9 protein-coding genes and 1 rRNA gene are annotated in these 11,811 nt (G+C 35.8%); 9 read left to right on the forward strand and 1 reads right to left on the reverse strand.

What is annotated here, in order from left to right:
- The first annotated feature begins 309 nt into the window (after positions 1–309).
- From ilvD to ilvA, 9 genes are all read left to right on the forward strand, one after another.
- Entirely contained in the window at positions 310–1,998 is a 1,689-nt protein-coding gene (ilvD, locus tag ACP7BT_RS11400) for a dihydroxy-acid dehydratase (protein WP_037538073.1), read from the forward strand.
- A 12-nt stretch (positions 1,999–2,010) separates the two neighbouring features.
- The gene (gene ilvB, locus ACP7BT_RS11405) at positions 2,011–3,801 is read left to right on the forward strand and encodes a biosynthetic-type acetolactate synthase large subunit (protein ID WP_426303775.1); all 1,791 of its coding nucleotides are present in this window, start codon (positions 2,011–2,013) and stop codon (positions 3,799–3,801) included.
- A complete protein-coding gene (ilvN, locus tag ACP7BT_RS11410) occupies positions 3,798–4,271 on the forward strand; it encodes an acetolactate synthase small subunit (RefSeq protein WP_002482765.1) in 474 nt (157 codons plus the stop codon). Before ilvB ends, ilvN begins: the two co-directional genes overlap by 4 nt.
- Positions 4,272–4,315: 44 nt before the next feature.
- Entirely contained in the window at positions 4,316–5,320 is a 1,005-nt protein-coding gene (gene ilvC / locus ACP7BT_RS11415; RefSeq protein WP_037538061.1) for a ketol-acid reductoisomerase, read from the forward strand.
- 150 nt (positions 5,321–5,470) lie between these two features.
- Positions 5,471–7,006 (forward strand): 2-isopropylmalate synthase, encoded by a 1,536-nt coding sequence (locus ACP7BT_RS11420; RefSeq protein WP_011302712.1) that lies wholly within the window; start codon positions 5,471–5,473, stop codon positions 7,004–7,006.
- A complete protein-coding gene (gene leuB, locus ACP7BT_RS11425; protein ID WP_011302711.1) occupies positions 7,003–8,043 on the forward strand; it encodes a 3-isopropylmalate dehydrogenase in 1,041 nt (346 codons plus the stop codon). Before ACP7BT_RS11420 ends, leuB begins: the two co-directional genes overlap by 4 nt.
- A gap of 17 nt (positions 8,044–8,060) precedes the next feature.
- On the forward strand, positions 8,061–9,431 hold the full coding sequence (leuC, locus tag ACP7BT_RS11430) for a 3-isopropylmalate dehydratase large subunit (protein WP_002482761.1): 1,371 nt from the start codon (positions 8,061–8,063) through the stop codon (positions 9,429–9,431).
- A gap of 1 nt (position 9,432) precedes the next feature.
- Positions 9,433–10,008, forward strand: coding sequence for a 3-isopropylmalate dehydratase small subunit (gene leuD / locus ACP7BT_RS11435; protein ID WP_002482760.1), 576 nt, complete (start codon positions 9,433–9,435; stop codon positions 10,006–10,008).
- Between the two features lie 23 nt (positions 10,009–10,031).
- On the forward strand, positions 10,032–11,300 hold the full coding sequence (gene ilvA, locus ACP7BT_RS11440) for a threonine ammonia-lyase IlvA (protein WP_041079881.1): 1,269 nt from the start codon (positions 10,032–10,034) through the stop codon (positions 11,298–11,300).
- Positions 11,301–11,693: 393 nt separating this feature from the next.
- Here ilvA and rrf read toward each other — a convergent pair.
- Positions 11,694–11,808, reverse strand: a 5S ribosomal RNA gene (gene rrf / locus ACP7BT_RS11445).
- Positions 11,809–11,811 lie beyond the last annotated feature (3 nt).

Here is an 11,811-nt window from a genome sequence, read left to right on the forward strand (position 1 = left end):
ACAAAAAGTTATTGACACAACCCATTTGATGTAGTAAATTTAATTTATCAAATTTTTAGACATTTCAAACAAATCAGAAAAAATAAACCATTCTATCGAGAGGAGTATAATAAAATGACCAAACATACAACGCAAGCTCAACCAACAACTTCAAATATTTTAGTCATTTTATTATGCTCATAGGACTGGAACTTTAGTAAAGAAACTACTAAACGTTTAAGTCCTTATTCTAGTTGAATGGGACTTTAAAGTGTCCCAATAAATTATTGGGACACTTTTTTTATTTTCAATTTTATGGGGGAATTAAATATGAGAAGTGACATGATCAAAAAAGGAGATCAACAAGCACCAGCAAGAAGTCTTTTACATGCAACGGGTGCATTAGAAAAACCAACAGATATGAACAAGCCATTCGTGGCAATTTGTAACTCATATATTGATATTGTCCCTGGACACGTACATCTTAGAGAATTAGCAGACATAGCTAAAGAAGCCATTCGTGAAGCTGGTGCGATTCCCTTTGAATTTGACACAATCGGTGTAGATGATGGTATTGCAATGGGCCATATTGGAATGAGATATTCTCTACCATCTAGAGAAATCATAGCTGATGCAGCTGAAACAGTTATTAATGCACATTGGTTTGATGGTGTATTCTACATCCCAAATTGCGATAAAATTACACCAGGCATGTTATTAGCATCTGTTCGTACCAATGTACCAGCTATCTTTTGTTCGGGTGGTCCAATGAAAGCCGGTTTATCTTCAGAAGGTAAAGCTTTAACACTTTCTTCAATGTTCGAAGCAGTTGGTGCATTTAAAGATGGATCTATTTCAAAAGATGAATTTTTAGATATGGAACAAAATGCTTGTCCAACTTGTGGTTCATGTTCTGGTATGTTTACTGCGAATTCAATGAACTGTTTAATGGAAGTGTTAGGGTTAGCCCTTCCATATAATGGTACTGCACTTGCAGTAAGTGACCAACGTAGAGAAATGATTAGAGAAGCTGCATTCAAACTAGTAGATAATATTAAAAACGATCTTAAACCAAAAGATATTGTAACCCGAGAAGCAATTGACGATGCTTTTGCATTAGACATGGCCATGGGTGGTTCAACCAATACTGTACTGCATACACTTGCTATCGCAAATGAAGCAGGTATTGATTATGATTTAACAAGAATTAATGAAATTGCTAAGAAAACACCATATCTTTCAAAAATAGCACCAAGCTCATCCTATTCAATGCATGATGTACATGAAGCTGGTGGTGTTCCAGCTATCATAAACGAATTATTTAAAAAAGAAGGTACATTGCATCCAGATAGAATTACAGCTACAGGTAAAACATTACGTGAAAACAATGAAGATAAAGAAATCTTAAATAGTGATGTTATAAGACATTTAGATAATCCATATGATAAACAAGGTGGACTTTCCATCCTTTATGGAAATATCGCTCCCAAAGGTGCTGTTATAAAAGTTGGTGGTGTAGACCCTTCCATTAAAGTCTTTAAAGGTAAAGCAATTTGTTTTGACTCACATGACGAAGCTGTCGAAGCGATTGATAACCATGATGTTCGTGAAGGTCACGTAGTTGTTATCCGATATGAAGGCCCTAAAGGTGGTCCAGGGATGCCAGAAATGTTAGCCCCTACTTCATCCATTGTAGGACGAGGCTTAGGAAAAGATGTAGCGCTTATCACAGATGGAAGATTTTCAGGTGCTACACGTGGTATTGCTGTTGGTCATATATCACCAGAAGCTGCAGCAGGTGGTCCAATTGGATTAATAGATGACGGAGATGAAATAACGATTGATTTAACGAACCGTACATTAGATGTCAATGTTTCAACTGAAGAATTAGACGCTAGAAAGCAAAACGTAAAACCATTTAAAGCAAAAGTAAAAACAGGTTATCTTGCGCGTTACACTGCATTAGTAACAAGTGCTAATACAGGTGGTATCATGCAAGTACCAGAAAATCTCATTTAAGGAGTGAGCATTATGTCTAAACAAACGGAAACACTTGAAAATGAATTGTCAGAAAATTTTGATTCTTTAGAAGCAGCTGAAGCCGTTGAACCTGAGGTAGAGATAGAACAACAAACAATAGATGAGATGAAATCCGGGTCAGAATTGTTAGTAGAATCACTTGCAAATGAGAACGTAGACTTTATCTTTGGGTATCCGGGTGGTGCAGTACTCCCCCTTTACGACACATTTTATGATGGGAAAATTGAACATATCTTAGCAAGACATGAACAAGGTGCTACACACGCAGCTGAAGGGTATGCAAGAGTATCCGGTAATACAGGCGTTGTTGTCGTAACAAGCGGGCCAGGAGCAACCAATGCAATTACAGGTATTGCTGATGCTTATAGTGACTCATTGCCACTTGTTGTCATCACTGGTCAAGTCGCTACACCTGGTATTGGTAAAGATGCTTTCCAAGAAGCTGATTTACTTTCAATGACAACACCAATAACAAAACACAATTATCAAGTGAAAAATGTAAACGACATCCCTACTATCATTCATGAAGCGTTTCATATCGCCAATACTGGTAGAAAAGGTCCAGTTGTAATTGATTTTCCAAAAGATATGGGGATCTTATCAACAAACGCACAAGTAACAGAAGAATTAGAATTACCAGGTTATTCCGTACCAAATCAACCTAAAAAAGAAGAAATTCAAAAACTACGTGATTATTTAAAAAGTGCTAAAAAGCCTGTTGTACTTTCAGGTGCAGGTATTAATCATGCCAAAGCCAATAAAGTATTTACTGAATTTGTAAATAGACATCAATTACCTGTCGTTAGTACGCTATTAGGTCTCGGTGCTATACCATATGAACATCCCCTATTTTTAGGTATGGGTGGTATGCACGGCTCATATGCCAGCAATATGGCATTAACGGATTGCGATTTACTCATTAACTTTGGTAGTCGGTTTGACGATAGATTAGCAAGTGATCCAGAATCATTTGCACCAAATGCCAAAATAGTACATGTGGACATCGACGCATCTGAAATAAATAAAATCATCAAAGTAGATTTAGGTATCGTTGCTGACTGTAAAGCAACTTTAGAAGCATTATTAGATTTCGATAGTTATTCAATTAGACATGATGACTGGTTAGAAACTTGTAATGAAAATAAAGCTAAACAACCTTTTGCATATAAAGAAGATGAGGACGGCGTATTTTCTAAACCTCAAAGAACGATTGAATATATTGGTGAAATTACACAAGGTGACGCCGTAGTAACTACCGATGTCGGACAACATCAAATGTGGGTTGCCCAATTCTTTCCATTTAAAAATCATGGTCAATTAGTAACAAGTGGTGGTCTCGGCACAATGGGATTTGGTATCCCTGCTGCTATTGGAGCAAAACTTGCAGCACCTGATAAAACAGTCGTTGCCTTTGTTGGTGATGGTGGATTCCAAATGACAAACCAAGAAATGGCCATTTTAGAAGAATACAACCTTGATATCAAGATTGTCATTATTAACAACGGTACACTCGGCATGGTTAAGCAATGGCAGGATAAATTCTTTAATAAACGTTTCTCTCACTCAGTATTTAATGGCCAACCAGACTTTTTGAAATTAGCTGAAGCTTACAACGTGAAAGGTTACTTAGTTGAAAATCCAAGCCAATTAGAACAACAGTTAGATGCAGCTTTTCAACATGAAGGACCTGCACTCATTGATGTACGTATTTCACCTATTGAACCTGTATCACCAATGGTACCAAGCGGCAAAGCTAATCATGAAATGGAGGGGCTATTATGAGAAGGACTTTTAGAACAAAAGTAAGAGATAAAGCTGGGACGTTAAATCGCTTAACAAGTATCTTCGTCCGTAGACAGTTTAACATCGTGACATTGTCAGCGACTCCAACTTTAGAAGAAGGTATTTCGGACATTACTTTTGTAGCAGAAGTACCTGATAGAGATGTGTTACGTAATCTACTTCAACAACTAGAAAAACAAATAAACATTATTGATGTTGAAGACATTACTGAAAGTAACACTTACAACAGAGAGTTGGTGCTAGTGAAATTAAAAACACCGACGAATCAGCAAGATTTACAAAATGTAATCAAACCATATGATGCGCTAGTCTCTATATTAAAACATGAAGCACCTTTTACGTATCTTCAAGCTTCAGGCCCACAATATACAATGGACAACTTATTAGATGATCTATCATCATATGAAATTGAACAAGTTTCTAGAACTGGTTCAGCAGCATTAGTTTAACAAAGCTTCAACTATACTTAATTACAAAAATGGAGGATTTTATTATGACAACAGTTTATTATGACCAATCAGTTACGAAAGACGCTTTACAAGGTAAAAAAGTAGCAATCATAGGCTATGGTTCTCAGGGACACGCACATGCTCAAAATTTAAAAGACAACGGTTATGATGTCATTATCGGAATCAGACCTGGACGTTCTTTTGACAAAGCTAAAGATGATGGCTTCGAAGTATATCCTGTAGATGAAGCAGCAAAACAAGCTGATGTCATCATGGTGTTATTACCAGATGAAATTCAAGGCCAAGTATATAAAGAAGAAATTGAACCAAACTTAGAAGCAAACAATGCATTAGTATTCGCGCATGGTTTTAATATTCATTTCGGTGTTATTCAACCACCAGAAAACGTAGATGTATTCTTAGTAGCACCTAAAGGACCTGGACATTTAGTACGTCGTACATTTGCTGAAGGAAGCGCAGTCCCTGCCCTATTCGCAGTTGAACAAGATCCGAGTGGTGAAGCTAGAGATTTAGCATTAAGCTATGCTAAAGGTATCGGTGCAACACGTGCAGGTGTATTAGAAACATCATTTAAAGAAGAAACAGAAACAGATTTATTCGGTGAACAAGCAGTGCTTTGTGGTGGTACGACTAAATTAGTACAATCTGGTTTCGAAACGTTAGTAGAAGCAGGTTACCAACCAGAAATTGCATACTTTGAAGTATTGCATGAAATGAAATTGATTGTTGATTTAATGTATGAAGGCGGTATGGAAAATATGCGCTATTCAATTTCAAATACAGCTGAATTTGGTGACTATGTTTCTGGACCACGTATTATCACACCGGATGTTAAAGATAATATGAAAGCTGTATTAGATGATATTCAAAAAGGAAACTTCAGTGATCGATTCATTAAAGATAATCAAAATAATTTTGAAGAATTCCATAAATTAAGAGAAGAACAACATGGTCATCAAATCGAAGCGGTTGGTAGAGAACTCCGTGATATGATGCCATTCATCAAATCTAAGAGCATTGAAAAATAATTAGGCAAACTACCATATCTATCGATAAAAATGACATCAAGCTAAGTTCTAATGCAAATCGTAATATTTTGCATTAGCTAACTTGGTAAGATGTTTCAAATTTCTCGATAAATATGATTGTCTAAAATTCATTTATAGGAGATGTTGAAAATGAGTAGCCATATTCAAATTTTTGATACAACACTAAGAGACGGCGAACAAACACCTGGCGTAAATTTTTCATTCGATGAAAGATTAAAGATTGCTAAACAACTTGAAAAATGGGGCGTAGACATTATTGAAGCAGGTTTCCCCGCTTCTAGTTCTGGTAGTTTCAAATCAGTTGAAGCTATTGCTAAAACATTAACTACTACCGCTGTCTGTGGCTTAGCACGTTGTGTAAAAAAAGACATAGATGCAGTATACGAATCAACTAAAGCAGCAGCTAAACCTAGGATTCATGTATTTATTGCAACAAGCCCTATCCATCGTGATTCAAAACTAATGATGTCAAAAGAAGAAGTATTAGCATCTATTAAGGAGCATGTTTCTTATGCTAAACAATATTTTGATGTTGTTCAGTTTTCACCAGAAGATGCAACAAGAACGGAATTACCATTTTTAATTGAATGTGTTCAAACAGCTGTTGATGCAGGCGCTAGTGTAATTAACATCCCTGATACTGTAGGTTTTAGCTATCCTAAAGAATATGGTGAAATTTTCAAAACGTTACAAGAATCTGTTCATGCTGATCATGATGTGATTTATAGCGCACATTGTCACGATGATTTAGGCCTAGCAGTAGCAAATAGTATGGCAGCAATAGAGAATGGCGCAAAACGTATTGAAGGCACGCTTAATGGTATTGGCGAACGTGCTGGTAATACAGCTTTAGAAGAAGTTGCACTGGGCCTTTATGTTAGACAAGATCATTATGATAATCAAACTCAAATTAATTTAGAAGAAACAAAACAAACATCTGATTTAATTGCTCGATTCGCAGGTATTCGAGTCCCAAGAAACAAAGCCATTGTTGGACAAAACGCATTTAGTCATGAATCAGGTATACACCAAGATGGCGTTCTTAAAAATCCAGAAACTTATGAAATTATGACACCTCAACTTGTCGGAGTTAAAACAACAGAATTACCACTTGGTAAACTTTCTGGTAAGCACGCTTTTGCAGAAAAACTAACTGCCCTAGGTTACGATGTTGATCCTGAAGAACAAAAAACTTTATTCAAACAATTTAAAACGGTCGCTGATAAGAAAAAAGCAGTAACTGATCGTGACATCCATGCTTTAATTCAAGGTACGGAACATGAACAAAATGCAATTTATAAAGTAGAGACACTTCAATTACAATTTGTTTCTAATGGTTTACAAAGTGCTGTCGTTGTAATTAAAGATATAGACGGTAATACGTACCAAGATTCAAGTATTGGAACAGGCTCCATTGTTTCTGTATACAACGCTGTTGATCGTATCTTTGATCGTAAAACAGAACTTATTGAATATCGCATAGACTCTGTTACTGAAGGCACAGATGCTCAAGCTGAAGTACATGTTCAGATTAAGATAGATGATCAAATTGTTACTGGTGTAGGTATTGACCACGATATCTTACTCGCTTCTTGTAAATCATATGTTGAAGCGCATGCGAAATATGTAGCTAATACAAAAGTGGAAGAAGGTATTCATTCATGAGTTATAAGATTGTAGCCCTTCCTGGAGACGGAATTGGACCAGAAATATTAAATGGTTCATTAGAAATATTACAACAGCTAAGTAAAGAATTTCATTTTGAATATGAATTAGAATCACATGACTTTGGTGGTATTGCTATAGATAATCATGGCAAACCACTTCCAGATTCCACATTAAATGCTTGTAAAAATGCAGACGCAATCCTATTAGGTGCTGTGGGGGGACCCAAGTGGACAGATCCAAATAATAGACCAGAACAAGGTTTACTTGGCATTCGTAAAGCTTTGGGTCTGTTTGCAAATATACGCCCCACTACAGTTACAAATGGCACAAGCCATTTATCCCCTATTAAAGAAGAACGTGTCGCAAATACAGATTTTATTTTAGTAAGAGAATTAACCGGTGGCATCTATTTTGGTGAACCAAAACAATTAAGTGAAAACGACGCACTGGATTCCTTGACTTATACTAGAGATGAAATCGAAAGAATTGCTAGAGTTGGTTTTGAATTAGCTCAAAAGCGTCATAAAAAGTTAACTTCAGTTGATAAAGAAAATGTACTTTCATCTAGTAAATTATGGAGAAATGTAATAAATGAAGTATCTCAATCATATCCTGATGTTGAGGTAAACCATTTACTCGTCGATGCTTGTGCCATGCACTTAATAACAAATCCATCACAATTTGATGTCATTGTGACAGAAAATTTATTTGGCGATATTTTAAGTGACGAAGCTTCAGTCATTCCTGGTTCTTTGGGATTATCACCTTCAGCAAGCTTTAGCGAACAAGGTCCAAGACTATATGAACCTATTCATGGTTCAGCTCCAGATATTGCAAATCAAGATATTGCCAATCCTTTTGGCATGTTACTATCCGTGGCAATGTGTCTTAGAGAAAGTCTAAATGAAGACAAAGCAGCAGATAAATTAGAAAATGTTATATATCAATTAATAAAAGAAGGAAAAACAACCCGTGATCTCAATGGTAATTATCTTACATCAGAAATTTTTAATTACGTCAAAGAAAATCTTTAAAAAGGAGGAGATGTCATATGGGTAAAACACTATTTGATAAAGTTTGGAACAAGCATGTCTTAACTGGTAAAGAAGGTGACCCACAATTATTATATATTGACCTACATCTAATACATGAAGTCACATCTCCTCAAGCTTTTGAAGGATTAAGACTACAAAATAGACAATTGCGTAGACCTGATTTAACCTATGCAACACTTGATCATAACGTGCCAACGGTCGATATTTTCAATATTAAAGATGAAATTGCAAACAAACAAATCACAACTTTACAAAAAAATGCAAAGGCCTTTGGTGTTCATATTTTTGATATGGGATCCGATGAACAAGGTATCGTTCATATGGTTGGCCCAGAAACAGGATTGACTCAACCAGGAAAAACCATCGTCTGCGGTGACTCACATACTGCGACTCATGGTGCTTTTGGTGCAATCGCTTTTGGTATTGGTACAAGTGAAGTTGAACACGTTTTTGCAACACAATCACTTTGGCAAACTAAACCTAAAAATTTAAAAATTGAAGTAAATGGTAAATTACCTACAGGTGTTTACGCAAAAGATATTATTTTGCATCTTATCAATCAACATGGTGTTGATTTCGGTACTGGTTATGCTCTAGAATTTTCTGGTGAAACAATTCGCAGTTTATCCATGGAAGCGAGAATGACAATTTGCAATATGGCTATAGAAGCTGGTGCAAAATACGGTATGATGGCTCCAGATGAAACAACTTTTGAGTATGTTAAAGGACGTCCTTATGCTACAAATTATAAATATGATATTGATGCATGGCGCGAACTATATACTGATGAAGATGCAGAATTTGATAGAGTGATCACTTTAGATGTAACTGATCTAGAACCTCAAGTAACTTGGGGTACAAATCCTGAAATGGGTGTAAGTTTTAATACGCCCTTCCCTGAAATACAAAATGTAAATGATGAACGTGCTTATAATTACATGGGCCTTCAACCTGGTCAAAAAGCTGAGGACATAGACTTAGGTTATGTATTCTTAGGTTCTTGTACTAATGCTCGCCTTTCTGACTTGGTTGAAGCAAGTCACGTCGTTAAAGGGAATAAAGTACACCCAAACATTACTGCAATTGTTGTACCAGGTTCACGTACAGTTAAGATAGAAGCTGAAAAATTAGGTCTTGATAAAATATTTAAAGACGCTGGTTTTGATTGGAGAGAGCCTGGATGCTCCATGTGCCTGGGAATGAATCCAGACCAAGTGCCTAATGGTGTACATTGTGCTTCTACGAGTAACCGTAACTTTGAAGGACGACAAGGTAAAGGCGCTCGTACTCATTTAGTATCACCTGCAATGGCAGCAGCTGCTGCTATTAATGGAAAATTTGTAGATGTTAGAAAGGTGGTTGTATAAAATGGAAATCAAACCAATCACAACATACACTGGTAAAGTCGTACCACTTTTTAATGACAATATTGATACCGATCAAATTATTCCAAAAGTACATTTAAAACGTATTTCTAAGTCAGGTTTTGGACCTTTTGCATTTGATGAATGGCGCTATTTAGATGATGGTTCTGATAACCCAGATTTTAATCCTAATAAACCAGAATATAAAGATGCTTCAATTTTAATTACTGGTGAAAATTTTGGATGTGGATCCAGTCGTGAACATGCGGCATGGGCTATTAAAGACTATGGTTTTGACATTATTATCGCCGGTAGCTATAGTGATATTTTTTATATGAATTGTACTAAAAATGCAATGTTGCCTATTGTATTAGACAAAGAAGCAAGAGAGTATCTAGCAGATGCTGGAGAGATTACAATAGATTTACCAAATCAAACTGTTTCGACAAAAGATAAATCATTTGATTTTCAAATTGATGAAACATGGAAGAAAAAACTCGTCAATGGACTTGATGATATTGATATCACTTTACAGTTTGAAGATGCAATCAAAAATTACGAAGCAGCAAAAACATACTAATTAATACAAAAAGGGTGAAACTAATGACTGTAAAAACAACAGTTTCTTCAAAGGATATAGATGAAGCTTATTTACAATTAAAAGATATAGTTAAAGAGACACCATTACAAAAAGATCACTATTTATCACAAAAATATGATTGTAACGTTTATTTAAAACGTGAAGATTTGCAATGGGTTAGGTCATTTAAACTCAGAGGTGCATATAACGCGATTATTGCTTTAGATGAAGCTGATCGTCAAAACGGTATCACGTGTGCAAGTGCGGGTAATCATGCACAAGGCGTAGCTTATACAGCTAGTAACTTAAACTTGAATACTGTCATATTTATGCCAGTAACTACCCCACTTCAAAAAATTAACCAAGTGAAATTCTTTGGTGGCGACAATACTGAAGTCGTATTAACTGGTGATACTTTTGACGACTGCCTTAAAGAAGCCCTTGTTTATACTGAAGAAAATAAAATGAACTTTATTGACCCTTTTAATAATATTTATACTATTGCTGGTCAAGGCACATTAGCTAAAGAAATACTTGAACAATCTAAAGATAACGACATTCAATTCGATTATTTATTTGCTGCAATCGGTGGTGGTGGTTTAATTTCTGGAGTTGGTACTTATTTCAAAACGCATTCTCCAGAAACTTCAATTATAGGTGTTGAGCCTGCGGGTGCAGCAAGTATGTATACTTCAGTAGTATTGGAAAATCAACTAGTTACTTTACCAGATATTGATAAATTTGTAGATGGCGCATCTGTAGCGCGTGTTGGACAAATTACTTTTGATATTTCTAAAGATATCGTTGATGATTATATCCAAGTACATGAGGGTGCTGTTTGTTCAACTATTTTAGATATGTACTCTAAACAAGCTATTATTGCTGAACCTGCGGGTGCATTAAGTGTAGCTGCACTTGATCAATATCAAGCAGAAATCAAAGGAAAAACTGTTGTCTGTGTTGTTAGTGGTGGCAATAATGATATTAATCGTATGAAGGAAATTGAAGAACGTTCATTATTATTTGAAGAGATGAAGCATTACTTCATCCTAAATTTCCCGCAACGTCCAGGCGCATTAAGAGAATTTGTTAACGAAGTACTTGGTCCTAAAGATGATATTACGAAATTTGAATATCTCAAAAAATCTTCCCAAAATACTGGAACTGTAATTATAGGTATTCAGTTGAATAATCATAAAGATTTGGGACATTTAAAAGCAAATGTTGATGAATTTGATAAATCAAATATTTATATTAACGAAAATAAAATGTTATATTCATTGCTGATTTAAGCATTATAAGAGGCCTAATCCTTACTATATAGGGTTAGGCCTCTTTATATTTAAAATTATTTTGCAATTTTGATCGTACATTACTTGTTAGGTGTATGTTTGCTCCTGTAGTCGCACTCATTCTATTTACTGCAGTAAGTACGTTCATATATAGAGTGTCTTTCCAATTTATTGGATTTAGTTATTCTTACATACGAGTTTTGACTTGTATGTTCATTTAATCAATACCGCTTGTAAGCTCGCTTCGTCTTTTGCTCAGTTCGTCAGCTTCAAACACTTTCTCATAATAGCTTATTTTAGGCTTTTCAGTTCTTCGAACTGGAGAAGTTAAGCCTTTTTTGACATAAAAAAAAGAGACCTCTCGGTCTCGGCTCATCGCATCCTATTAATGCTGCCTGGCAACGTCCTACTCTTGCGGAACGTAAGTCCGACTACCATCGGCGCTAAGGAGCTTAACTTCTGTGTTCGGCATGGGAACAGGTGTGACCTCCTTGCCATTGTCACCAGACAA

Origin of the sequence: Staphylococcus sp. Y174-1, from assembly GCF_049897865.1 — a bacterium.
Classification (GTDB): domain Bacteria; phylum Bacillota; class Bacilli; order Staphylococcales; family Staphylococcaceae; genus Staphylococcus; species Staphylococcus saprophyticus.

Excerpts from the sequence above, each read along its gene's own strand:
- ilvD (WP_037538073.1), top strand. The coding sequence starts at position 310 with ATGAGAAGTGACATGATCAAAAAAGGAGATCAACAAGCACCAGCAAGA.
- ilvB (WP_426303775.1), top strand. The coding sequence starts at position 2,011 with ATGTCTAAACAAACGGAAACACTTGAAAATGAATTGTCAGAAAATTTT.
- ilvN (WP_002482765.1), top strand. The coding sequence starts at position 3,798 with ATGAGAAGGACTTTTAGAACAAAAGTAAGAGATAAAGCTGGGACGTTA.
- ilvC (WP_037538061.1), top strand. The coding sequence starts at position 4,316 with ATGACAACAGTTTATTATGACCAATCAGTTACGAAAGACGCTTTACAA.
- ACP7BT_RS11420 (WP_011302712.1), top strand. The coding sequence starts at position 5,471 with ATGAGTAGCCATATTCAAATTTTTGATACAACACTAAGAGACGGCGAA.
- leuB (WP_011302711.1), top strand. The coding sequence starts at position 7,003 with ATGAGTTATAAGATTGTAGCCCTTCCTGGAGACGGAATTGGACCAGAA.
- leuC (WP_002482761.1), top strand. The coding sequence starts at position 8,061 with ATGGGTAAAACACTATTTGATAAAGTTTGGAACAAGCATGTCTTAACT.
- leuD (WP_002482760.1), top strand. The coding sequence starts at position 9,433 with ATGGAAATCAAACCAATCACAACATACACTGGTAAAGTCGTACCACTT.
- ilvA (WP_041079881.1), top strand. The coding sequence starts at position 10,032 with ATGACTGTAAAAACAACAGTTTCTTCAAAGGATATAGATGAAGCTTAT.